Annotated in this window: 20 protein-coding genes and 1 pseudogene; 14 read left to right on the top strand and 7 right to left on the bottom strand. The window is 46.4% G+C overall.

Going from position 1 to position 23,176, the window contains the following annotated elements:
* Window positions 1–94: 94 nt before the first annotated feature.
* Entirely contained in the window at window positions 95–820 is a 726-nt protein-coding gene (locus tag K7I13_RS10365; protein ID WP_255945370.1) for a hypothetical protein, read from the bottom strand.
* Window positions 821–1,434: 614 nt separating this feature from the next.
* On the opposite strand from K7I13_RS10365, the gene K7I13_RS10370 reads away from it, so the two are divergent.
* Window positions 1,435–1,806 (top strand): hypothetical protein, encoded by a 372-nt coding sequence (locus K7I13_RS10370; RefSeq protein ID WP_255945371.1) that lies wholly within the window; start codon window positions 1,435–1,437, stop codon window positions 1,804–1,806.
* 55 nt (window positions 1,807–1,861) lie between these two features.
* On the opposite strand, the gene K7I13_RS10375 is transcribed toward K7I13_RS10370, so the two are convergent.
* A complete protein-coding gene (locus K7I13_RS10375) occupies window positions 1,862–2,512 on the bottom strand; it encodes an HAD-IA family hydrolase (RefSeq protein ID WP_255945372.1) in 651 nt (216 codons plus the stop codon).
* A 16-nt stretch (window positions 2,513–2,528) separates the two neighbouring features.
* Window positions 2,529–4,259, bottom strand: coding sequence for a methyl-accepting chemotaxis protein (locus K7I13_RS10380; RefSeq protein WP_255945373.1), 1,731 nt, complete (start codon window positions 4,257–4,259; stop codon window positions 2,529–2,531).
* 545 nt (window positions 4,260–4,804) lie between these two features.
* Between K7I13_RS10380 and K7I13_RS10385 the strand changes: the two genes are divergently transcribed.
* The 9 genes from K7I13_RS10385 to K7I13_RS10425 all read left to right on the top strand — a co-directional run bounded on the left by K7I13_RS10385 (window position 4,805) and on the right by K7I13_RS10425 (window position 13,452).
* Complete coding sequence (locus K7I13_RS10385) at window positions 4,805–6,871, top strand: methyl-accepting chemotaxis protein (protein ID WP_255945374.1); 2,067 nt, start codon at window positions 4,805–4,807, stop codon at window positions 6,869–6,871.
* Between the two features lie 191 nt (window positions 6,872–7,062).
* Window positions 7,063–7,572, top strand: coding sequence for a chemotaxis protein CheW (locus tag K7I13_RS10390; protein WP_255945375.1), 510 nt, complete (start codon window positions 7,063–7,065; stop codon window positions 7,570–7,572).
* A gap of 27 nt (window positions 7,573–7,599) precedes the next feature.
* Complete coding sequence (locus tag K7I13_RS10395; protein WP_255945376.1) at window positions 7,600–8,121, top strand: chemotaxis protein CheW; 522 nt, start codon at window positions 7,600–7,602, stop codon at window positions 8,119–8,121.
* An 87-nt stretch (window positions 8,122–8,208) separates the two neighbouring features.
* Entirely contained in the window at window positions 8,209–8,412 is a 204-nt protein-coding gene (locus tag K7I13_RS10400; RefSeq protein WP_255945377.1) for a hypothetical protein, read from the top strand.
* A gap of 10 nt (window positions 8,413–8,422) precedes the next feature.
* Window positions 8,423–10,543 carry a chemotaxis protein CheA gene (locus K7I13_RS10405; RefSeq protein ID WP_255945378.1) on the top strand — a complete coding sequence of 707 codons (2,121 nt, stop codon included), beginning with the start codon at window positions 8,423–8,425 and terminating at the stop codon, window positions 10,541–10,543.
* Window positions 10,540–11,373, top strand: a complete 834-nt coding sequence (locus tag K7I13_RS10410) for a CheR family methyltransferase (protein ID WP_255945379.1) — start codon at window positions 10,540–10,542, stop codon at window positions 11,371–11,373. Before K7I13_RS10405 ends, K7I13_RS10410 begins: the two co-directional genes overlap by 4 nt.
* Window positions 11,370–12,437, top strand: coding sequence for a protein-glutamate methylesterase/protein-glutamine glutaminase (locus tag K7I13_RS10415; RefSeq protein WP_255945381.1), 1,068 nt, complete (start codon window positions 11,370–11,372; stop codon window positions 12,435–12,437). Before K7I13_RS10410 ends, K7I13_RS10415 begins: the two co-directional genes overlap by 4 nt.
* Window positions 12,438–12,496: 59 nt before the next feature.
* Window positions 12,497–12,862, top strand: a complete 366-nt coding sequence (locus K7I13_RS10420; protein ID WP_255945383.1) for a response regulator — start codon at window positions 12,497–12,499, stop codon at window positions 12,860–12,862.
* A 38-nt stretch (window positions 12,863–12,900) separates the two neighbouring features.
* Window positions 12,901–13,452, top strand: a complete 552-nt coding sequence (locus K7I13_RS10425) for a chemotaxis protein CheD (protein WP_255945385.1) — start codon at window positions 12,901–12,903, stop codon at window positions 13,450–13,452.
* On the opposite strand, the gene pdxA is transcribed toward K7I13_RS10425, so the two are convergent.
* Window positions 13,449–14,357: a 4-hydroxythreonine-4-phosphate dehydrogenase PdxA gene (pdxA, locus tag K7I13_RS10430; RefSeq protein WP_255945387.1), complete on the bottom strand. Its 909-nt coding sequence runs from the start codon at window positions 14,355–14,357 to the stop codon at window positions 13,449–13,451. The two genes, K7I13_RS10425 and pdxA, sit on opposite strands and share 4 nt — an antisense overlap.
* A gap of 98 nt (window positions 14,358–14,455) precedes the next feature.
* On the opposite strand from pdxA, the pseudogene K7I13_RS10435 reads away from it, so the two are divergent.
* Window positions 14,456–16,368, top strand: a pseudogene (locus K7I13_RS10435) (AMP-dependent synthetase/ligase).
* A 74-nt stretch (window positions 16,369–16,442) separates the two neighbouring features.
* On the top strand, window positions 16,443–17,072 hold the full coding sequence (locus K7I13_RS10440; protein ID WP_255945390.1) for a hypothetical protein: 630 nt from the start codon (window positions 16,443–16,445) through the stop codon (window positions 17,070–17,072).
* A gap of 187 nt (window positions 17,073–17,259) precedes the next feature.
* Here K7I13_RS10440 and K7I13_RS10445 read toward each other — a convergent pair whose 3' ends face one another.
* Both K7I13_RS10445 and K7I13_RS10450 read right to left on the bottom strand, forming a co-directional pair.
* On the bottom strand, window positions 17,260–18,045 hold the full coding sequence (locus K7I13_RS10445; RefSeq protein ID WP_255945392.1) for a TraX family protein: 786 nt from the start codon (window positions 18,043–18,045) through the stop codon (window positions 17,260–17,262).
* A gap of 21 nt (window positions 18,046–18,066) precedes the next feature.
* Window positions 18,067–18,273, bottom strand: a complete 207-nt coding sequence (locus K7I13_RS10450) for a SlyX family protein (protein WP_255945394.1) — start codon at window positions 18,271–18,273, stop codon at window positions 18,067–18,069.
* A 118-nt stretch (window positions 18,274–18,391) separates the two neighbouring features.
* On the opposite strand from K7I13_RS10450, the gene K7I13_RS10455 reads away from it, so the two are divergent.
* Window positions 18,392–19,192 (top strand): MetQ/NlpA family ABC transporter substrate-binding protein, encoded by an 801-nt coding sequence (locus K7I13_RS10455; RefSeq protein WP_255945396.1) that lies wholly within the window; start codon window positions 18,392–18,394, stop codon window positions 19,190–19,192.
* A gap of 59 nt (window positions 19,193–19,251) precedes the next feature.
* Here the strand turns inward: K7I13_RS10455 and K7I13_RS10460 are convergent, their stop codons facing one another.
* The gene (locus tag K7I13_RS10460) at window positions 19,252–20,580 is read right to left on the bottom strand and encodes a glycoside hydrolase 5 family protein (RefSeq protein WP_255945398.1); all 1,329 of its coding nucleotides are present in this window, start codon (window positions 20,578–20,580) and stop codon (window positions 19,252–19,254) included.
* Window positions 20,581–21,080: 500 nt separating this feature from the next.
* Between K7I13_RS10460 and K7I13_RS10465 the strand changes: the two genes are divergently transcribed.
* Window positions 21,081–23,162, top strand: a complete 2,082-nt coding sequence (locus tag K7I13_RS10465; protein ID WP_255945400.1) for a methyl-accepting chemotaxis protein — start codon at window positions 21,081–21,083, stop codon at window positions 23,160–23,162.
* Window positions 23,163–23,176 lie beyond the last annotated feature (14 nt).

Genomic DNA, 23,176 nt, shown 5'->3' on the forward strand with positions numbered 1-23,176 from the left:
ACGGAAAACTGCCGGAGGTCTGCGGCCTTTACTGAAAGGGACTGTCCTGGAATTTCTGTTTCCGGACAGACCGAATTAATCAGTTTTTGTCGTATCAGAATCTGATTCCAAGGCCGGCTTTCAAATCGAGCCCATGTCCGAGTGCCAACTTATACAGATCACTGTCTTTGTAAAGAAGATAGGCTTCTTCTTTGTTGTTCAATCTCATTCCGTGCAAATATTCACAGCGGAGAAATAATGAATCGGTCAGGAAGAAATCCGCGGCAACCCCTATGTTGAACCAGAGCGAACTCAGGGCGTCGATGGCCTTTGCGTTTTGAGTCCCATTACTGATGGCGTACCTCATTTCCGAGCCATCCTGTTTTGCTGACAGAACAAGTTCATATTCCAGCCCGAGCATTGGTGACAGCACAAACCGCTCCCCTAAAGCAAAGGGATATTTGCCCAAAATGCCGAAATGAAGCGCCATCAGGTCCGTAGGATAATAACCCGCGGCGTATCTGATATCCTCGTTCATGGTATGGGACCGTCCTGCCGTAAAGCCTACATTTAAAAGAACATAGGTTGCGTCAAGAAAAATACTTCCGCCTCCGGCAAAGGCCATTGTGTCCATCATGTCTCTGTCCATACCAAGACCGGCCGCCGTACTGGTAAGGTCCCAGTTGGTAAAATCCGCGGTAAACAGACCGCTGACGCCGAGGCTGACGGCAAAATCAGATTTAGATGATTTTGCAGGATATGCCTGCGCGCCTGAGTCCTCTGCAACAACCATTGAGACTGTTACCGCCGCTGCCATTAGTATTGCAAATACCTTTTTCATAGATTGCTCCTCGCAATTGATGTTTTTTAAAAAAGAACAATTCGTTCTTTTTCATCAGGAATGCGCAGGGCCGTATGTTTTTCATACAGTCCCTGGTTTTTCACATCCGATATGGACAGTTAATAGCGGAACGGTAACCGGAAAATTAATTAACTGTAAACAATTCATAAATTACCGCCGGTTGCTGATACATAACTGACACAAAGATGCCGGGAGCCCCCTAGTTTATAAACTGTTTATATTCTGTTAACTTTCCTGTTATGAATATAGGGAAGATTAAATATGAAAACTTGTAATTGTACCGGAAGGAGATATAGTCAAATTATCTGAATTATTTGACTGTTTCCGGTTGTACGTGTTTCTGATGTAATGAGGTAACTAATTTTTTTACGCCAGAAACTTACATTAAAGGAGTGTAAAATGGATTCTGCAAGAGCTGCTGAACAGCCGGGTTTTATTATATATGAATATACATCCGTATATGCAAAAAAGAAAACGCCGCTTTATACAGGGACTGCTATGGAAGTTTCGGCTGGATACCGGCTGAGAGAAATACTGACATTTATTCCCCGCTGCATAACCCGCTTTCACGGGGCCGGCGCGGAGACACCATATTGCTTCAGTTTAAGAGAGACCGGAAATTCAGAAAGCAGGCAGAACTTCTTGAACTCCAGGAAAAAGTCAGCCACGCATTCAGAACAATTGATAAACTTGAAAAGGGAAACGACTCTTTTGCTACAAGTATTTCAATTTTCCTCGGTTTAATAGGCGGCGCATTGATATACGGCGCGATTTTCTGCTTTCTCCGCGACCGTATCCTCCTGTTTTCCATACAGTCGGTTTTGGGCTTTGGGTTCTGCGCGCTGCCGTATTTTGTGCATGAAAGAATTACCCGCAGAAAAAAAGCGGGCAATGAACAGCTGATTGATGAACAGTATGACCTGATTTCCGAAGTATGCGGAAGGGCCCGGACCTTGTGGGTATAAATCCCTGCTGTTATGTTTGTCCTGTCCCGCCAAAAAAGCCGGACTTTCTGATTAATTAATGCGTTCTGAGTATTTCTTCAAGTCCGTAGATTGACGGAATATGGAAAAAGTCTTCTTTTTGCGCGAAGCCGAAGTACCGGCCGCTCTGGTCCACCAGCGCGGCCCTTCCTCCGATATGTTTGTAACCCATAACATATTTGGGATGGTCATCTACAAAGAGGGTTTCCCGGACAGAAAAACCGACAGACGCAAGAGTATTATAAAAACACTCGGCATTCGGCTTTCCTTTTCCGTGATGAAAAGTCAGATCAAAGATGCCGCAAAACAAATCTTCAATATTAAAGAAGCGCAAAACCCGCTCCGCGTGGGCCATCGGAGAATTGGTTAGAACCGTCATAGGCAGGGCAAGGGAAATTAAAAAAGGCCGGAGTCCGGGATCAGGAGTAAGTTCGTTCAGTTCCTGTTCAGGATGGACCGCGTCAAAATATGCCTTTTCATCCTTCAGACTATACTTGTCTTTCAGCCACTCGAGCGTTGTCCCGTAAGAAGGCAGGTTTTTTGCCCTGAGACTGACGGCTTCATCATAGGAAATGTTCAGAAATTGTGAAATGAATGTATGCATTCTTTCAGTAATTTCGTCTCCCATCTTTTCTGTAGAAGCATACAGTGTATTATCAAGGTCGAGAAGAAGGTGCTTAAATTCCATATAATATCCCGAATTGTCAGAACAGTGTGATTTCGCCTGCCCCTATATTTTCCTGCTCGGTGTCCTTGCTTTCAAATCCGCCTATTTTGCCGACGGCCTGCTTGTGTACAGTAATGGTAAAGCGTTCCGAGAGGTCTCTCAGCTTATCATTGCGGATAGCCCAGGAATCAACACCCATTTGTTCCATCAGCCTGTTTTTCTGCTCCGAATAATCTTCCTGGGCTTTATTGAACCTGTCGGTCATTGAAGTCAGGGTTTCATGCAGTTTCTGGATGGCGGCAATCTGAACATCAATTTCATTGCAGAGACGCATAAAGGAATCAGGGTATATATGAAGGTGCTGAATAATATATCCCAGCGTATTATCATACTCTGTCATCTTATTGAAGAACTCGGTTTTTTCCCGCTTTATTTTAACCAGTTCATGGGCTGCGGCCTGGGCCTCTGACGTATAGGCGTTTATCAGCTTTTCTATATTTGAAATAAAAGTTCCCAGTTCTTTCTTTGTGTCCTGAACCAGAATATCCGCGTTCGCGATAAGATCGCTCATATGGTCAACTGTGTCCTTGACCGAACTGAGCGCCGCGTTTTTCGCTACTTCAATCTGCTGGGCTATACGTATATGCTGGAGCCGGGAAATAATAGGATGAATGGTGTCAAAAAGGCTGCGGAGCTGTTTTACATCGGTGACAACCATGGCGCTTGTGTTGACCATAGATTTTTGCGCGTGCTGATATTCGTTAATCTGTGAAATATGCTCGCTGAAATTTTCACTCATATTTTTCAGCAGGCAGGGAATTGACTGGGGGTTTTTTTCATTGAAAAAAGAAACAAGGAATTTCTTCCGCATATATTCCACTGAATCCAGCGTTTTATGAATGGCTTCCCAGTTTTCCGAAAATATTCTGGCCGACGAGCCGAGGCTCGTAATAATATCCGGAAGAATTCGGAGGCATACATCCAGAATACTCATATTCAGCATAATCTGATCGAGCTGTTCTTCCGGCAAATCATTATATGACACAGTTCTGATTTCCGCCAGGGCAAGTATAACCTGGTCAAAGGACTGTCTGATTATATCCTGCAGCTGAATACCGGTCATTGCCTGCCGGATCGGCGCGCTTACCTGTCCGGCCTCATTCGACATATTGTCAAGGAAGCGCGAGGCCGCGGTTATCATGGGCATAATGTCCTGTCCGGCATCAGACCCTGTCCGGTTTATTTTTTTCTGCATGTCAAGCAGACTCGAAAAGGCCGTCTTGAGCGAAGTGTTTTTTTCAATCATACGGTTTTCTTTCAGAATCAGCTCGCTTGAAACACTGATAAGCTTTGTCGAAAGGGCCTTTAACGTTTCGGTAATGCGGGAAAAGGCCCGGCCCTTTTCGCCGGATTTTATGGAGATTACCATCGCGTTCAGTGAGATTATTTCAAGCTCTTCGGAGTCCTTTCTGATGGAAGTAATACTTTCATTCAGCTGGTCAAGGGCTGCCATTTTTTCATTGATTTCGGAAAACAGTTCCTCTGTCCTGACATTGTTCTGTTTCAGGAAATCGGATTCATTCTGCTGGTAATACAGAAAACCGTCCGAAAGATTTTTAAATACTTCTTCAAGCGCGTGCAGGGATGAAGAATCCGTCTGTTTTGTAATTTCCAAGAGTGAGGGGAAGGCTTCCGCGAGCAGGACATATATACCTTCCGTACTGCTGCTGAACTGCTGAATTTCCCTGCGGGTTTGATTTATATCCATACTTCTCCTGATACCCATCATTTTGAAATATCCATCTGGATGCAGTCCTTCAGGCGCCCCGCATCCATCTTACTGCTATATAATAATATAAAAGAATTAATTTCGTATGTAAAGCGTGCAAAAAGTGCTAAAAAAACTTTTTTATGTTTTTTTCTTCCGAAAATCCGCTCCATACGATATACTATATGATGAACCATCGTATAACAGGCCCGTTGTTTTTTCTGTACTGACCGACGGTCAGTCGGTTTTTTTGCAAAAGCTTGCCCTGTACCGGAAAAATCAGTACTCTGGAAGCGGAACAAAAACACTTTTCCGTTCCAACGGCAAATTAAAATCTGCTTTCTGTTCAAGATTTTTTTTTGACAGAACCGCAGGGAGGGTGTGACCGACTGACGGTCAGTCAGTTTTTAAAATTAAGAAAAAACTTGCCAATTTGTTTTACATTTCAGTACACTGGTATTATAATTAACAGGGGTAAAAAAGATACGATTGACGGTCGGAATATACCGGACATCATAATTTTGAAAAGAAGTGAGGAGTTATCTATGTTCAAGAATTTAAAGTTGTCTCTTAAAATCGGAGGCGGTTTTGTAATAATACTGGTAATAACGGCTGTTATTGCTATTTTGAGCATAACGTCTCTTGTTTCCATTGAAACCATATCGGCAAACAATGAATCCGCTACACAGATCGAACTCAGTATGCAGGAAGCTGTTATCAACGGCCGCACCTATATGCTCAGGAAAGACGAACAGAATTATAACGAACTGGTCCAAATGACGGACAACATCGTTTCAATTGCCACGGCCCTCCGCGCAAAGGAAAAAGACGCATCCCGTACTGAAAACCTGAATACCATAATAAACAATGCGGGAAATTATAAGGCCGTCTTCAGTGAATACGCCGCGCTGGACAAAAAAATAGTCGCCGCGGAAGATGTCATGGGCGGAAACGCGAGGGAGCTTGATTCAATACTCAATTCAATGAGCAGCCTGCTCCGGACCGAATTTAACCGGCAGGCCGCCGCAAACGCCCGTCCTGCAGTTCTGCAGGAAACAATGGGGAGGATCCATGACGCGGACTCCCTCCTTACAAGCCTTTATACTGTCCGGTTCAATTACCGGAATTTCGCGTATTTCAGCGATACCTCTTACACAGATATTGTTACAAAGACCCTGCAGGGCATAATTGATACTACCGCGGCCCGACGGAACGCCATGTCGAATACCGACCCTTCAGTAGCGCAGGAGCGGGCCCAGGCGGACGCCATCCTCGCCCAGACACGGAGCTATATGACCTCGGTAAATGATATTATCTCGCTGATGCAGCAGCAGCAGGCGCTTCAGGCGCGGGCCGGGGTGTATGCTGACGATACTCTTGACCAGACCCAGGCGTACAATGCGGAACTTTCCGTAATGCTTGCCGGACAGATCAGCCTCGTCCGGACCGCCGTAATTACCGCCGCCATTATCGCGCTGATTATCGGCCTGATTCTTGCCTTCGCGATTACCACATCCATAACAAAGGCCCTGAAAAAAGGCGTTGATTTTGCGCTGCAGATTTCCCAGGGCAACCTGACCGCGAAACTCGATATTGACCAGAAAGATGAAATCGGAATTCTCGCGGCTTCGCTGCAGGATATGTCGAAAAAACTCACAAACATAGTCAATGAGGTCAATTCCGCTGCCCAGCAGGTTGCCGCCGGAAGCCAGCAGCTCAGCTCGACCTCACAGCAAATGTCCCAGGGCGCGACCGAACAGGCCGCTTCCGTTGAGGAAATTTCTTCTTCAATGGAGGAGATGGCTTCAAACATCAAACAGAACGCGGACAATGCCCTGCAGACGGAACGGATCGCTCTCAAGGCCGCGCAGAACGCGGAAGAGGGCGGAAAGGCTGTTGTCGCTACTGTCGACGCCATGAAACAGATTGCTGAAAAAACAAATATAATTGAAGAAATCGCGCGTTCCACGAATATGCTCGCGCTCAATGCCTCGATTGAAGCGGCCCGCGCGGGCGAATACGGAAAGGGTTTTGCCGTTGTCGCGTCGGAAGTTGGAAAGCTCGCGGAGCGCAGCCAGAAGGAAGCCGGGGAAATCAGCAAACTTTCCACGGAAAGCGTCAGCATCGCCGAGACGGCCGGGACCACTATCGCCGGGCTTATCCCTGAGATCAGGCGGACCGCCGAACTGGTACAGGAAATCAGCGCGTCGAGCAACGAGCAGAATTCAGGCGCCGATCAGATTAATACCGCGCTTCTCCAGCTTGATAAAGTTGTGCAGCAGAACGCGTCGGCGTCCGAAGAATCAGCTTCAATGTCCGAAGAACTTGCGAGCCAGGCTGAACAGATGCAGGCGACAATGGAATTCTTCCGAATTGATGATTCCGCGCATTCGCGGAAGGCTGCCCTCCCGCAGGGTTCGAACAAACGCTACGGTTCTTCATCTGTATCAAAACCGGTAATCACGACCAAGTCTTCCCGCAAGGCTATTGATTCCGATGATTCATCCGATTATAAACCGCTGCCTTATTCCGGCGGGATCCATCTGGCCCTGGACGATAATCCTTCTTCGTCAAAACCGGATGGCATAGATGATGATTTTCAGGAATTCTAATCAGGGGAATCCCTGAAGTCTCCGGATTTCAGGGGTTATCTTCAGATTTTCTGTCTCCGGAAAATATGAAGAATACGAAGATTAAAAAAGGTTCGGAACATTTTATATCTTCATATTCTTTCCGGTCCGGAAAAAACAGGCAGGGGTGCCTCCGGGACTCCCTGATATCTAACTGACTTGAGGAAGAATATATGCCGGAAAAGACAACGGGTGAAATTCATCAATACCTGACTTTTAAACTTGCCGATGAAGATTATGCAATCAACGTGGCCCATATCAAGGAAATAATGACGGTCCCGCGCATTACAAAAATGCCACGGATGCCGGATTATATGAGCGGCATAATCAATCTGCGGGGAAACGCGGTACCCGTGCTAGATTTATGCAGGAAATTCGGACAGGGCCAGGTTGCCATGACCCCGAACACAAGTATTATTGTTCTCGAAATTCCGGAAAAGACAGCCGATGAGAAGGACCATATCCTCATTATCGGGATCTTCAGCGACATGGTCCAGAAAGTAATAACCATAGAACCGGAAAACATTGAACCTCCTCCGCAAATCGGCATAGCTATTGATACCGCCTTTCTTTCCGGGATGGGACATATCGATGACAGTTTTATAATGATTCTGAATATTAATAAAATCCTGACACAGGTGGAACTTCAGGAGATAAAGGCAAATACGGGTACAGTTGAATAGTACTGAATGTAAAAGAGGTTTGACAGCATGGATGAAATTACCGGGAACGATATAAACCAGTATCTGACATTTTATATGGCGGATGAAATATACGGAGTAAGCGTTGCTAATGTCAAGGAAGTTCTTTCGGTGTCTCGTATAACTCGCGTTCCCCGGATGCCGGATTATATGAGCGGAGTTATTAATCTCCGGGGGAATGTTATTCCTGTTATTGATCTCCGCCTGAAATTCGGATTGGGGCCGACTCCGATAACCGAGGACACCAATATTATAGTAACCGAAGCAGTATATCTGGCCGATGAGGAAGACTCTGAATCTCTGGTCGTCGGAATTTTTACCGACGCCGTACAGAAGGTTGTAACCATAGAACCGGACCAGATTGAACCCCCGCCCAAAATGTACAGCAGTATAGACAGTTCCTTCATAATAGGAATGGGAAAAGTTGATCAGATGTTTATCATTATTCTCAATCTGGAAAAAACGCTTTCCCAGCAGGAACTTCTCAGTTTCGCTTTGGGCAGAAACAGGGAGGCAGCAGACAATGGATGAAAAAAAACCTTTGACAATTGAATACGCCGGCGAGTACCGTGAGGAATTCCTGAATCAGCTTTCCGAAAAAAGGCCCTGCGCCTCGATATGACAGGTATTCCTGATATTGATGTCGCGGGAATCCAGCTGCTCATTGTCCTTATCCGCGAGTCTGCCGCGAAAAAAAAAGATCTGAATATTACCGGAACAGTTTCCGAAGCGATACAGAACAAAATAATTCTTGCCGGCTGCTGGGACAAACCCTGCGCTACCGGCGAAGAGCTCAAAATAGTATTGAAGGCCTTTGCCTGAGAGGAAACGTATGACAAATAATGATCAGATGCTTGATGTATTTAAGGAAGAGGCGCTTGAACTTCTCGGCACGCTTGAAGAAAATCTTCTGGAGCTTGAGAAAGACCCGAAAAACAAGGAAATTCTGTCCGCGGTATTCAGGGTCATGCATACAATAAAGGGCTCCGCCGGAATGTTCGGGCTGGAACAGATATCGGCCTTTACCCATGAAATAGAAACCATTCTGACTGATCTCCGTGACGGCAAACTTGACGTTACAAAAGAAATGATAGGCTATACCCTGATCGCCAGGGACAAAATTCTCTGGATGCTCGAAAACAGTGTTGAAAGTACCGATCCCCTCACTCCTGAAATGCTCGAGTTTCTGGCTGATTTTAAAAAGGCAGTAGGCTATACTCCTCCGGAAGTAAAACCCGCGGAACCGGACCCCCAGCCGGAAACCCCGGAAACGCAGAAAAAAAACCAGCCGCTCGAAGCGAACGCGGAACCGGACGCGACATGGCACATTGAATTTATTCCTGGTGTTGATATATTCCGCAGAGGCGCGAACCCCCTGGCCATTATCAGCGAGCTCCGGAGCATGGGAGAGCTGGTTATAATCCCCATTTTTCACGAATCCCCAACTCTGATCAGGCTTAATCCTGAAAACTGTTTTACCAGCTGGGAATTTTTCCTGACTACCGGCGCTTCGGAAAATGAAATTAAGGATGTCTTTCTTTTTGTGGAAGATATCTCCGAGATAAAAATCACCCTGATGGGCGATGATTTAAATGAGGATGCTGCCCACAAAAAACTGGGAGAAATTCTTGTTGAGCGCGGAAAACTCAACAAGGACACCCTTGACCGGATCCTGAACGAAAAAAAACTTCTTGGCGAATTGCTGCTTGAAGAAAAGCTGGTAAAACCGGTTGATATCAAACTGGCGCTTGAAGAACAGAAGCAGCTTGAAAAAATACAGAAGACAAAAACCGAACAGGCAAACATGAGTACAATCCGGGTCAAGTCGGAGAAACTTGACCAGCTTATGGCCCTGGTCGGAGAGCTGGTAACAACCCAGGCCCGCATACTGCAGGTCAGCCGGATGTATGAAGATGATGAGCTGACCGCAATTGTTGAACAGCTCGGACGGCTTACCGACGAACTCAGGAATAATTCCATGAGTATCCGCATGGTTCCTGTCGGGACGACTTTCAGTACCTTTAAACGCCTCGTCCGCGATCTTTCCATGGAACTTGGGAAGAATGTTGAACTGGTCACTTACGGCGGTGAAACCGAACTTGATAAAACAGTCATTGAAAAACTGAATGATCCCCTTGTCCATATTATCCGTAACAGTCTTGATCATGGAATCGAGAAGCCGGAAGTCAGAAAAGAGCGGGGCAAACCGGAAAATTCAAAACTTATGCTGAGCGCTACCCAGACAGGCGCGTCCGTTTATATATCGGTAGAAGATGACGGCAATGGTCTTGATCCAAAAGCTATCCGGGAAAAGGCAATAACCATGGGACTCATCAGGCCCGAGGATATGTTAACTGAACAGGAAATATACCACCTTATTCTTCTGCCCGGTTTTTCCACCAAAAAAGAAGTTACTTCCGTTTCCGGACGCGGGGTAGGAATGGACGTTGTCAACCGGCAGATGGAACTGATAAACGGTTCCGTATCCATTGAAAGCAAGGAACATGAATTCTCCAGGATTACACTGAAAATTCCGTTAACGCTTGCGATTATCGACGGCCTGCTGACCCGTATCGGCAATGAGTATTATGTTATTCCTCTTTCAGTTGTTGTCAGCTGTCTGGAATTTATCCGGGCAAAAGAACAGAACAAAAGCGATATTATCATTTTTCATAACCACCAGCTTCCCTTTGTCAATATGCGTGATTTTTTCAATATTCCCGGAGAAAGGCCGGTCATTGAACAGCTTGTTGTTGTGCACAGCAAAAATCAGCAGATCGCGCTTCTGGTTGATCAGGTAATAGGCGGGAATCAGACAGTTATAAAACCTCTCGGAAAACTGTACCGGCACGCGGAAGGTATTTCGAGCGGAACTATACTGGGTGACGGTTCGGTCGCGCTGATTCTTGACGTTGAACAGATTTTTGAGGCAACAAAAAAGGCTGAAACATGAATCCCGAAACATTTGAAACGTTCAAAAAGTATATTGAAACGAACCTTGGAATAAAAATGCCCGCGGCAAAAAAAGTAATGCTGGAAACCCGTCTCGGAAGAAGACTGCGCGCGCTGAAAATTCCCTCATATGAAGAATACTGCGATTTTGTCTTCAGCAAGGAAGGCTATGCCGGAGGGGAAATCCAGCAGCTGATTGACGCGGTCACGACAAATGAAACCGATTTTTTCAGGGAACCCCAGCATTATGACTTTCTGACAAACCGGGTTCTTCCTGAACTGGTGATTGACAGAGGAATTGATGAAATAAATGTCTGGTCTGTTGCCGCGTCCACGGGGCAGGAAGCCTATACGCTCGCGATGGTTCTGTCTGATTTTGCGCGGACAAAACACCGGTTCAATTTCCAGATACTCGGGACCGATATATCCTCCGCTGTTCTTGAGGTTGCGCAAACCGGAATTTATACGGACCGCCAGACCCAGAAAATCCCTCCCTTTTTAAAGAAGGCCTATTGCCTGCGGAGCAGAAACAAAAGTGACAACACTATCAGACTAAAGCCTGAGGTCAGGGGAAAAATTATGTTCCGCCAGCTGAATCTGATGGATAGTTCCTATCCCCTGAAGAAGAAGTATCACATAATTTTCTGCCGGAATGTATTTATTTATTTTGATAAACCGACCCAGCGGAAAGTCCTCGAGCGGATTTATGAGCATATGGCCCCGGAAGGATATCTTTTCATGGGACACTCTGAGAACATTGCGGATGTTAATCTGCCTTTAAAGAATGTATCTTCAGCGGTGTATAAAAATACTGCGCAGGTGAACAGATGATTAATGTAATGATAATAGATGATTCAGCTGTCGTGCGGCAAACCATTTCCGAAATCCTTTCCGGCGAACCGGACATTAAAGTCATTGCCACAGCCTCGGATCCCTATGACGCCGCGGAAAAACTCAAGCATCTGGTTCCCGACGTTATTATTCTTGATATTGAAATGCCCCGTATGGACGGACTGACCTTTCTCAAAAAACTGATGAGCCAGCACCCTCTGCCGGTTATCATTTGCTCAAGCAAGGCTGAAGAAGGCTCCCAGAATGTATTCCAGGCAATGCAGTTCGGCGCTGTTGATATAATCCAGAAACCAAAAGTAGGAACAAAACAATTTATTGAAGACTCACGGGTAATGATCTCCGATGCGGTAAGGGCGGCTCACATGACTCAGGTTAAAAAACTATCACCAAATAAAATTCATACTGTGGCGCCTAAACTGACAGCCGATGTTATTATGCCAATGCCTTCCCATACCATCAATATAGATACCACGGAAAGCGTTGTAGCTATCGGGGCTTCAACAGGCGGAACAGAAGCCCTGCGCGTGCTTCTTGAAAAACTGCCGATAGACTGTCCCGGCATTGTTATTGTGCAGCATATGCCCGAACATTTTACCGCGGCTTTCGCCGCCCGGCTGAATGGTATCTGCCAGGTCAATGTCAGGGAAGCGGAAGACAACGACTCGGTCCTCCGGGGCCGGGTACTCATTGCTCCGGGTAACAAGCATCTTCTGCTCAAACGCGCGGGAGCCCGGTATTATGTGGAAGTAAAGACAGGTCCGCTGGTTTCGCGCCACCGCCCGTCAGTCGACGTTTTATTCAGGTCAACAGCAAGATATGCCGGGAAAAACGCGATAGGCGTCATTATGACCGGCATGGGTGATGACGGAGCAAAGGGAATGCTCGAAATGAAGGAATCCGGGGCCTATAATATTGCCCAGGATGAGGCATCCTGTGTAGTTTTCGGCATGCCGAAAGAAGCAATTAAGCTGGGTGCGGTTGATAAGATTCTGCCGCTTGAAGAAATAGCTGATCATATAATCAGGAAAAGCAACACAATGTGAGAAACCTTTTTCGGAAAAGGTTTTCTGGTTTACAGCAAAAATGTTATGGAGGAAGTGTAGTGGGAGCATCAATTCTTATTGTGGATGACTCGGTTTCAATCCGGCAAAGTGTCCGTTTTATTCTTGAACAGAGCGGATACACGGTTTTTGAAGCATCGGACGGAGTAGAGGCGCTGAAGCGGCTGGGGGAACAAAAAATACAGCTGATAATAACAGATGTTAATATGCCGAATATGGACGGGTTAACACTGGTTAAAAAAGTCCGTGAAACAGCTTCAGTCAAATTTGTTCCCATTCTGGTTCTTACTACCGAGTCGCAGGGTTCGGTTGTTGAGGAAGGAAAAAAGGCCGGCGCGACCGGCTGGATTGTAAAACCCTTTGACGACCAGAAATTGATCGATACGATCAAAAAAGTAATTCCTTGAAAGACGCGTCATTAAAACATAATTCCCAATTCGGAAAGATGGAAAAATATATCGGTCCGGGGGAATTTTACGCCTCTGATGAGGATGTTATTATTTCCACACTTCTTGGTTCCTGCATTTCGGTCGCTCTGTATGACCCGATAACGGTAGTCGGCGGTCTCAATCATTTTATGCTGCCTTTCCCGAAAACCAAGGACAGCGCCCTGCAGCCCAATACTACCCGGTATGGCATTAACGCAATGGAAATGCTCATAAATGATATTCTGAAACTTGGAGGGAAAAAGAACCAGCTGCTTGCCAAAGTTTTCGGCGGCGGCGCTGTACTTGAGCATCTGACTGCGGCAACATACGATGTCCCGAAAATGAATATCAAGTTTGCTTTTGAATTTCTGGAAACTGAAGGTATTCCGATTAAGGCGTACAATGTCGGCGGCAATCTGCCCCGGAGACTTTTCTTTTTCCCGCAGACCGCCAAAGTTTTTATGAAATACAGTAAAAAAGAGACGCACAATCTCGCGCGCACTGAAAAAACCTATTCCCAGACAGCGGATTCGGTCTCGGTGGAGGCCGGTACTCCGATTCTGTTTTAATCCCCGCCTGCATTTTTCCGGCAGTATTTTACCGCAATTCTGATCGCTTCCATCATGCTGGTTTCGCTGGCGATACCTTTGCCCGCTATGTCAAAGGCCGTGCCGTGGTCGACGCTTGTCCGGAGAAAGGGCAGGCCCAGGGTCAGTGAAACGGTCCGCTCGAAGTCAAGTGTTTTGCAGGCTATATGGCCCTGGTCATGGTACAGGGCCAGGACCGCGTCATACCGGCCTTCTTTCGCGAAATGGAAAACCGAATCCGCGCCGACAGGACCTTCAACATGAATTCCGTCCCGGGAGGCTCGGGTAACTGCCGAGGTTATAAAGGTTTCTTCATTGCCGAACAGACCGTGTTCCCCGCAGTGGGGATTGAGGCCTGCAACGGCGATAAAGGGGTCCGGCATTCCCAGGGTTTTATCCATGGCATCGGCGCATTTAAACAGATATGAATAAACCCTGTCCTCCGTTACCAGATCACAGGCCTGGCGCAGGGAAACATGCCTCGAAAGAAAAAACACCCTGAGGGACCGGGTTTCAAACATAGTCAGCGGGTCTTCCGAATTTGTCAGTTCCGCGAGGATTTCAGTATGGCCGATAAAAGGAACGCCGGCCGCTCTCAGGCTTTCCTTGTGTATCGGGGCGGTAACAAGGGCGTCTATATCCCCCGCAAGAGCCGCCTCCACTGCCGACGATATTGAGGCAAACGCCAGCCTCCCGCCTTCGGCGCTGATTTTTCCCGGTATTACGCCCGCTTTTCTGATGTGTTCCGGACTGCTCAGCCCGAATATAACCGGCTCACAGATGTCCGAGATTTCCTGGCGCACAAGTGTTTTTATTACTATTTCCGGTCCTATTCCCGCGGGATCGCCGGTAGTTACGCCTATCCGTGGTTTATATGTATGGTTCATACCTTCAGTATAACAAAATTCCGGAAATACGGTACAAATTTATGAAACAGGGGCTGATTTTTCTTGCGCAAAATGACAGCGCATGATATTTTGTAAATATGGATCAGACACTGACAAAACTAATACAGCGTACTGCCCTGGAAAATCCCGAAATTCCTGCGCAGTATTCTAAAGACGCAACGGGTGAATTCCAGCCGGTTCTTTATAAAGAACTGCTTGAACTAATGCTGGATTATGCAGGTGCTTTACTCTCCATCGGACACGCGCGGGGAGACCATATCGGGCTTATTGCCGACGACCGCAAGGAATGGTTTCACTCGAGTCTGGGGATAATGGCTATTGGCGCGGCGGATGTTCCCCGCGGAAGTGACGCTACAGCAAAAGAGATCGTATATATTCTGTCGTTTGCAGGCTGCAAGACGACTGTTCTTGAAAACGATGCCCAGGTCCAGAAAATTCTCGATAACCGCAGCGATTTGCCTCTGCTCAAGACGCTGATCGTATTTGATATGCCGGAATCACCGGACCGGATCAAGCAGATCCGCAAAGAAGGATTTACCCTTTACAGTTATGATGAATTTATTGAACTTGGAAAAAATACCGTGCGGAGCATCCCAACCGGGTTGAAGATGAACTCGAAAAAGGCCAGTGGGATGAAATCGCTACCATTATTTTTACTTCCGGAACAACAGGCCAGCCAAAGGGTGTAATGCTCAGTCACGGAAATTTTCTGTGCCAGCTTGAAGAACTCCCTGAAAGAATTGTTCTGTACCCCGGCGACAAGGCCCTGTGTGTGCTTCCGGTATGGCATTCTTTCCAGAGGCTGTGTGAATATGTTATTACAAACGCCGCGACGGCGATTATATACTCAAAACCCGTAGGCAGCATTCTTCTTGCGGATATCGCCAAAATGAACCCCCAGATACTGCCCTCGGTCCCCCGGATATGGGAATCAGTATATGACGGTATTTACCGGACAATGCGGAAAACCGGCGGCATAACCTGGATACTGTTCAACTTTTTTGTTAATGTCGCTATTTTATATTCACGGTGCGCCCGGGCCGTCACCGGCCAGCAGCCCCTGCTTTACAGAGGCCAGCGGGTCCTGCGCGCCATTCTCCTCTGTATTCCTGCAATTCTGCTTTTTCCCCTTAAAGCCCTCGGAAGTCTTCTGGTTTTCAGAAAAATCCGCGTAAAGCTGGGCAACGCTTTCAGGGAAGGTGTATCCGGCGGCGGCGCGCTGCCCCCGAATATTGACGAATTCTTCTGGGCAATCGGGGTCAAGGTCCTTGAAGGTTACGGTCTGACCGAAACCGCTCCGGTTGTGGCAGTCCGTCCGTTTAAAAAACCTGTTTTCGGTACCATCGGATCGGCTCTTTCCTGCTGTGAAGTCAAAATTGTCGATGACGGAGGAAAGGAAGTGGCTCCCGGTGTAAAGGGAACGGTAATGGTGAAGGGCGAGAATGTCATGAAAGGATATTATAATAATCCGGAACTGACGGCCAAGGTTATTTCTCCGGACGGCTGGTTTGATACCGGCGACCTGGGCTATAAAACGCTCCGGGGCGAAATTGTCCTGCGCGGACGCAAGAAAGATACTATTGTTCTGCGCGGCGGGGAAAATATAGAACCCGCGCCCATCGAAATGAAAATAAACGAGTCGCGTTATATTCTGCAGTCCGTTGTTCTCGGACAGGACCAGAGATACCTGGGAACTTTGCTGGTTGTTAACAAGGACGAACTTACAGCCTGGGCTGAAAATAATTCCATATCCACGGAACATTTTTCACATCTGCTTCATGATCCCCAGGTTATAAAAATGTACGAAAACGAAGTAAATGAACTCGTCAGCGCGAAAACGGGTTTCAAGATGTTTGAGCGGATTAACCGTATCGCTCTTTTGGAAAAACCCTTTGAAACCGGCGTGGAGCTTTCCGCAAAACAGGAAATCATGCGCTACAAACTGGACGATCTGTACCACAAGGAAATCAGGAAACTGTTTCATAATTAACTAATGACAGTTTGCCTGAAATCCCGGACTTTTCATGGTGAAGAGGGGCTTTCAAATTATAAAGCCGGAAGAAAATGGGTGTTTCACTGTCTTTTCAGTTTATAGTTTCCCTCGCGGCCATACTTGTATGGTGGTTTTACCTGGCTGTTCTGACCCGGAAAATAGCTGTCAGCAAAAACTATAACCGTATCTGGATTGTGTTCGGCTTTCTGGCCGCGCCCCTCGCGTATCTTCTTATAGCCCTGGCTCCCGATCCTGATGAACAGAAAAATCCCGGACATGGTCCGGAAGTGTCTCCGGAAGACCGGACCGCCATAACCCGGAAGCAGAAGGTTTATAACAAACTGCTGGGAAATCTGCTGTATGGAAGGGCCACAGGACTTATATATCTGTTTGTATCGCTTATAAGCAGCGCCGCGAATTATTTTCTTCTCGGTTACGGAACCCGCTACAATTTACTGCTTGTGTTTTTTTCCTGTGTGTTCCCGGTTATGGGAATCGCCTTTCTTCTTTTTCCGGGCCCGGAAATCAGATATGGGGAAATATCCCATATGAAATCGTCCCTGAAGTATTTTATTTCAAAGTCTGGAAAAAAAGAAAGGATTATCTGGAGCATAGCGCTGGCGCTGGGAATACTTATATGGCTGTACGCGGGAATCCGGATTGATGAAATGTTTAACGCCGTTTTCGGAAGGTTTTTTTAAGCAGGCCCCTCATGAGTGATTTTCTATCCCTGATATATGCAGGCGGAAAACCTTTCCGCCGGATTCCATTATCAACCTCATAATTACTGCAAAGATATACTATGATGTTATAGTATATCTTTGTAGTATAATGTCATAGTATATATCAACGGACCTGTTTGTCTGATCTCCGGTTTCTATGTCTGGTTCAGGAACCCCTGAGAAATCCCAATATCAGTAAATGGGCCGGATAGAATATGTAAAAGAACCATTTTGAAAATCCTGTTTTTCTTCCTTTTTCTCCGGCATAGAAAAATATTGGAATTATGGGCAGAAGCATGCCTGTGTTTTTTACTATTTCCTTATAATAATCAGAGACAATTTCAAGGTTCCCGTGATATATAAGCTGGGACGCCGGATATGTTATCAATTCAAGGACCCCGATATACAGCAGGACCACCAGCGCATATCCGAATAGCTGGTTTTTTCTGTTACCGTAATAGAAATCAAAAACAAGCATCATGATAATGCCCGCTGTACCCCAGTCGGCAGGTATGCACAGGGTAATCAGCAGCATAACGAGAAATAGTTTTACCGGTTTGTTTTTTATTTCACGCCGGGCTTTTATTGCCAGTACGCCCAGCAGGATTGTATAAATAACATCCATTTTCAGGAAATGTATATTGCTGAACACCCCTCCGGCTTCAAAATATATAAACGGAAAATAACTGATAGCCGCGAACACAAACAGACGGAAAATATACCTGCCGATATTCCTGGTATGGTGATAGCCTTCCACCGCTGCATAGAACATCAGAGGCCCTGCCGTTTTTCCGATAAAGCGCATCACTATAAGCAGCAATTCATTGTGAACAAATGACAGAGCAATGTGGTCTATAAGCATTGCGAGTACCGCAATGTATTTTAAGCAATTTATTGTCAGCGGTCCTTTTTGCGGCGGGTTACTGACGGCAATCTCCTGATCAGTTTCCATTATGCTGCTTTCCGTTTGGCATCAATAATGCGGCGGCCTGGCTCCCGGTATATCGGTTATGGCCGCTGCCATTTCTTCCAGTTTTTCCCTCATCTGTTTGTTTTCGGCTTTGTATTTGTCTATAACTTCCGTATGTTCGAGAACAATGTGATGAAGCGTGTTTACAAAATCTTCCAGATAGGCCAGTTTTGTTTCTATAAATGTCAGACGTTCCTGTGTATTTTCCATATACACAGAGTATACCCGGTTACCGGGTTTATGAAAAGTTGGCAATCCCGCGGGCCAATAGCATCAAACGTTCTATTCTGCTATACTCGGTACATACTTTTTCATAAAGGAGCAAGCTATGAAAAAACTGATTAAGACAGTTCTGGTTGTACTTCTCGCGCTCGGCGTGTTCGCGGGCTGTAAAAAACAAAAGGATGAAATGGTTCTGGTTGTTGGCGCGACGCCGGAGCCGCATGCCGCGATTCTCGCCCTCCTGGTCGATGATCTCGCGGAGGAAGGTATTACCCTGCAGATACGGGAATTCACCGACTACAGCACCCCGAATGAGGCTGTCGAGTCCGGCGAAATCGATGCAAACTTTTTCCAGCATATTCCGTATCAGAATTCATTTAACAGTGAAAGAGGATATCATCTGGTTGATGTCGCCAGCGTGCATATTGAACCCCTCGCTCTGTATTCAAAAAAATACACCTCCCTGGAGGATATTCCTTCCGGCGCGGTAATCGCGGTCCCGAATGATCCGACCAATGAGGGCAGGGCTCTGCTGCTGCTGGAGTCAGCCGGGCTTATAACGCTTAATCCGGATGCCGGACTGACCGCCACACCTATTGATATCACTGAAAACGCAAAGAACTTCAGGTTCCGGGAAATTGAGGCCGCTTCGCTGCCCCGCGTCCTTGCCGATGTTGATGCCGCAATTATTAACGGCAATTACGCGCTCCCCGCCGGGCTTACCGCCGCCAGGGACGGGCTCCTCGTTGAAGGCAGTGATTCACCCTATGTAAATGTTGTAACTGTCAAGGCGGGAAGTGAGGACAAGCCCAAGATCAAAGCTCTGGTCAAGGCAATTCTCAGTCCTGAAGTCAAGGAATATATTCTTCTCTCTTATCCTGACGGAGATGTAATTCCGGTATTCTGAAAAATATTTCAAGAAAAAAGGCTTTTCCGGGAGGAAAAGCCTTTTTCATATAATAATGCTTACCGCTTTATAACTTCGATCTGTTGCGCTGCTTCACCGGAAGCGTCCGCTGTCCACGTTAAAATCACCGGCGTTTTGGTGAGTACAAGTTCTGTTTCCGCAGAAACGGTCTGAAACCCGCCGGACGCAATATCATGGACCAGATGCTGCGTTCCGGAAAGACTTACCTTCACCGGCACGGAACCGCCTTCATTCCAGAGAACAAGTGTCTGCGCCGAACTGCCGCAGAAAAGAAGGACCTGGGCGGACGAGGGAAGCCCTGTTTTTGTTACCAGATCGGGCCGGTAATCCGTACCCGCGATATATTTGCCGCATAATGCGTAGGCCGCCGCCCCGTCTTTTCTGGCATAATCGGGATACGCCAGACCGAAATACAGTTCGGAATCAAGTTTTGAGGGAGCTTCTCCCTTATTATATTTATCGAAGAGTTCATACCAGAAAAGAACCTTGACACCCCTTGCCGCATGTCCGGTCAGGGTTTTTACTACATAGGCCGGGAAGTTTTTTTCGGATACCCTGGTGGGATACCATCCCTTTGTCGGATACCCCACCTCCGTTATCCAGATATCGCCGGTGAAACCGAATTCTTTCACGATCTTTTCAAGTTTGTCAAATAAGCGCACGGAAGCTTTCGGACTGACTGCGTAAGGATGAAAGGAAATGGCGTCAGCCTGGTCCATGGCTCCCGCCTTAAACATTCCTTTGATAAAACCTTTGGGGACCCGCGAAACTGAAGCCGCTATGATATACGCTTCCGGGTCGATTTCCCTTATTTTTTCCGCGGCCGCCCTGGAAAGCTCATAAAAATCCTTGTTGGGGCCTCTCCAGAAAGTCCAGTTCGGCTCGTTCCATATTTCATAGGCGTCAATTCTCCCTTTATACCGGAGAACAACTTCTTCCACATACCTGAGGAAATAGGGGATTTTTTCAGGTATAATATGCCTGCGCGCCTCTACGTCCTCGCCGTAAATCCATCCGACATCATAAGCCAGTACGGCAAGGATTTTTTTCCCCGCGGCTTTTCCGGAATCCACAAAGTCGTCCCAGCGCTCGAAGTCCCAGGCACCCTCCGTCTCTTCTATCTGGTTCCATCTGAAGGTTTTTCTCATCCACACTGCGCTGAGGTCATCAAGCAGCTCATATTCTTCCTCTGTCCGGGTGTCCCCGGCGTGGGCCATGCCGAAAAAATCTTCCGGTATGCGGCGGGACGTACCGGGCGTGAAAGTTGTTGAACATGAAAGGAGGGTTGAAAAAAATGCAAGCATAATGAATAACCTGAAAATTGATCCGGAAAAGAGTTTTTTTTCTTTTAATAGAGAAAATATCATGCCGTATTCCTTCTGCAGTTACAGTTCCGGCCGCGATACAGGCCGCATTTTTTCTGACCAGCTTACAGCGTTATAGTAAGTGTATCATATTTTTTTCCATACGTTAAGTAAATTCCGGTATATAAACTGAACGTGATGGTTATTTGCGGTGTTTCCGGTCTGCGGCAGAGATACGTTTTTTTTCAATATAATATCCGCAAACCTGAAATGCGCTTTCCGGATTTGGCTTTTGCACCGTTTTTCAGTATTATATAGTCAAATAATCTGAATTATTTGACTATTTCCGATTGTAAGTAATTCTGATATACGGAATAACTTATTCCTTGTATCAGAACCTTAAGATAAAGGAGTATGTCCTATATCCCTTTTTGCAGGTATATGTTTATTTTCGGTTTTATTTTTACGATAATAAGGATCGTACTGTTTTGCTGCTGAAAATTATGGATGCAATTAATGGCATTATACACATAATCCGGTTATAACTGACCAAGGAGGAACCTTTGAAAAGAAAGCATTTATCCCTGTTTGTTCAAATCCTCATACTCTGTCTGACCCTTGTTCTTGTTATTTCAATTACACTTTCCATTGTCTTTATGTACAATATCCAGAAGATAATTGAAAATAACCTCCGCTCTACCGCAGAAATAACAATGAAATATCTTGATATGGATATTCAATATACGCTTTCCCCTTCATTCGATATGACAGAATCAATCGCGTCCTTCGCGGACAGGGTGGAATCCCATACGCTGCTTCAGGATATTCTGCATGATGTTCTGGAAACGAACCCTGACGCCTTTGAATGCTATTATGGAACCGTTATTTCGCGCTATGAACCCGGCGGATATTTTGTCGCCGGGACCGGCTGGAATCCCGCACCGCCATGGAACCAGATCCTGCGGCCCTGGTTTATTACCGCAATGGAACATCCCGGTGAAACAGTGGTAACTGATCCGTATGTTGACTCCCAGACCGGCAGAATCTGTATAACTATAGTCCATACAGCGAAAAATAATTCAGGCGGTATTGCCGGTGTTGTCGGAACTGACATGTTTCTTGATGCCTTAACGGATATTGTTACATCACGGAAAATATCCGAAGGCGGGATTACTTTTATGGTCGGCTCAGACGGGACCTATTTTGTTCATTCAGACCCGGAAGCCGTTCTGGAAAAGAATTTTTTTGAGGAATCCGGGATTTCCATAAACAGGGACCAGCTTCTGACAGAAGGGCTGAACGTAATTTTTTATGGAGATCAGTATATATGTTCCGCTCCGGTCCCGGGGACAAGCTGGTTCCTCATTTCAATGGGACCATTAAATGTTTTGCGCGCCGAGGCAAACAGGATCGCCCTGATCGCAATTTTTGTCGTGCTTCTGCTTGCCGCCTTATCCATTATCGCCGCTGTTTTCTTCAGCAGGTCCATCACTTCACCGTTTAAAAAACTGGCGGCCTCTTTTAATACCATATCGGGCGGCGACTTAACCCTTACACTTCCTGATTATTTTTCGGATGAAGCCTCCGCTCTTTCCGGCGGGTTCAATAATCTTGCGTCCGGAATCAGTTCGCTTGTAAAAAAGATAACCGAGTCTTCCCAGCGCATTGAAATTATTGCCGAAGATTTATCCGCTTCAATTATGGAAACCCGGCGGACTATTTCAAACGTAAAGGACGCCGTTGATACAATCGATTCCGACATAAACCGGGAAAATGATTCGATTTCGAAAACCGAATTCGCGGTCACCCAGGTTGTCCAGGAGATAAAAAATCTTGACAATAAAATCAAGGACCAGGGACTGCAGATAAGCGGCGCGTCGTCCGCCATTGAAGAAATGGTCGCAAATATACATTCAATAGAAAACAACGCGGTTAAGGTTGACTCTCACGTAACTGAATTGGTTCAGTCCTCCCAGGAAGAAAAAAGGCGGCTGTCCGCAACGACTGAGGCAATCAGGGAAGTGGAAAAACAGTCCCAGGCCTTGGCCGAAATGAATGAGGTTGTATTGAATGTTGCCCGCCAGACAAACCTCCTTGCAATGAACGCCGCGATTGAGGCCGCCCATGCCGGTGAATTCGGAAAGGGATTCGCTGTTGTAGCCGATGAAATCCGGAAACTCGCGGAAACGACTGCCGAGCAGTCAAGAAGTTCCGGCGAGGCTCTTCTGTCAATACAGAAGCAAATTATCGGGATCGCAGAATCTTCCGCTCATGTTGAACAAGCGTTCGGCACTATGATAGAAATGATCCAGCAGATAAATCATATTGTTTCCGATCTCAAGAGCGCGACTATAGAACAGAGTATCGGCTCCCAGCAGCTTTTACAGTCAATTTCAAAAATTAATGAAATTACATCGGATGTCCAGCACGGATCTGCGTCCATGATGTCAAGTGCCGGGGATGCGGTTTCTTCCTGTGAAGAGCTTACGCAATTAAGTCATGATGTTGATGATAAAGTAAAAAAATGCGGAGAAGGTGTTGATATTCTGACACGGAATTCCGACGGGGTCGTTGAAGTTGTTGAACGGACAAAGAATGGTGTTCAGGAGCTGAATGATTCAGTCCATATATTTAAAGTAAAATAATAATTTGAAACTAT

Origin of the sequence: Brucepastera parasyntrophica (assembly GCF_022376835.1) — a bacterium.
In the GTDB taxonomy this organism is placed as follows: Bacteria; Spirochaetota; Spirochaetia; order Treponematales; family Treponemataceae; genus Brucepastera; species Brucepastera parasyntrophica.

Excerpts from the sequence above, each read along its gene's own strand:
- K7I13_RS10365 (WP_255945370.1), bottom strand. The coding sequence starts at position 820 with ATGAAAAAGGTATTTGCAATACTAATGGCAGCGGCGGTAACAGTCTCA.
- K7I13_RS10375 (WP_255945372.1), bottom strand. The coding sequence starts at position 2,512 with ATGGAATTTAAGCACCTTCTTCTCGACCTTGATAATACACTGTATGCT.
- K7I13_RS10380 (WP_255945373.1), bottom strand. The coding sequence starts at position 4,259 with ATGGATATAAATCAAACCCGCAGGGAAATTCAGCAGTTCAGCAGCAGT.
- K7I13_RS10385 (WP_255945374.1), top strand. The coding sequence starts at position 4,805 with ATGTTCAAGAATTTAAAGTTGTCTCTTAAAATCGGAGGCGGTTTTGTA.
- K7I13_RS10390 (WP_255945375.1), top strand. The coding sequence starts at position 7,063 with ATGCCGGAAAAGACAACGGGTGAAATTCATCAATACCTGACTTTTAAA.
- K7I13_RS10395 (WP_255945376.1), top strand. The coding sequence starts at position 7,600 with ATGGATGAAATTACCGGGAACGATATAAACCAGTATCTGACATTTTAT.
- K7I13_RS10400 (WP_255945377.1), top strand. The coding sequence starts at position 8,209 with ATGACAGGTATTCCTGATATTGATGTCGCGGGAATCCAGCTGCTCATT.
- K7I13_RS10405 (WP_255945378.1), top strand. The coding sequence starts at position 8,423 with ATGACAAATAATGATCAGATGCTTGATGTATTTAAGGAAGAGGCGCTT.
- K7I13_RS10410 (WP_255945379.1), top strand. The coding sequence starts at position 10,540 with ATGAATCCCGAAACATTTGAAACGTTCAAAAAGTATATTGAAACGAAC.
- K7I13_RS10415 (WP_255945381.1), top strand. The coding sequence starts at position 11,370 with ATGATTAATGTAATGATAATAGATGATTCAGCTGTCGTGCGGCAAACC.
- K7I13_RS10425 (WP_255945385.1), top strand. The coding sequence starts at position 12,901 with ATGGAAAAATATATCGGTCCGGGGGAATTTTACGCCTCTGATGAGGAT.
- pdxA (WP_255945387.1), bottom strand. The coding sequence starts at position 14,357 with ATGAACCATACATATAAACCACGGATAGGCGTAACTACCGGCGATCCC.
- K7I13_RS10440 (WP_255945390.1), top strand. The coding sequence starts at position 16,443 with ATGGGTGTTTCACTGTCTTTTCAGTTTATAGTTTCCCTCGCGGCCATA.
- K7I13_RS10445 (WP_255945392.1), bottom strand. The coding sequence starts at position 18,045 with ATGGAAACTGATCAGGAGATTGCCGTCAGTAACCCGCCGCAAAAAGGA.
- K7I13_RS10450 (WP_255945394.1), bottom strand. The coding sequence starts at position 18,273 with ATGGAAAATACACAGGAACGTCTGACATTTATAGAAACAAAACTGGCC.
- K7I13_RS10455 (WP_255945396.1), top strand. The coding sequence starts at position 18,392 with ATGAAAAAACTGATTAAGACAGTTCTGGTTGTACTTCTCGCGCTCGGC.
- K7I13_RS10460 (WP_255945398.1), bottom strand. The coding sequence starts at position 20,580 with ATGATATTTTCTCTATTAAAAGAAAAAAAACTCTTTTCCGGATCAATT.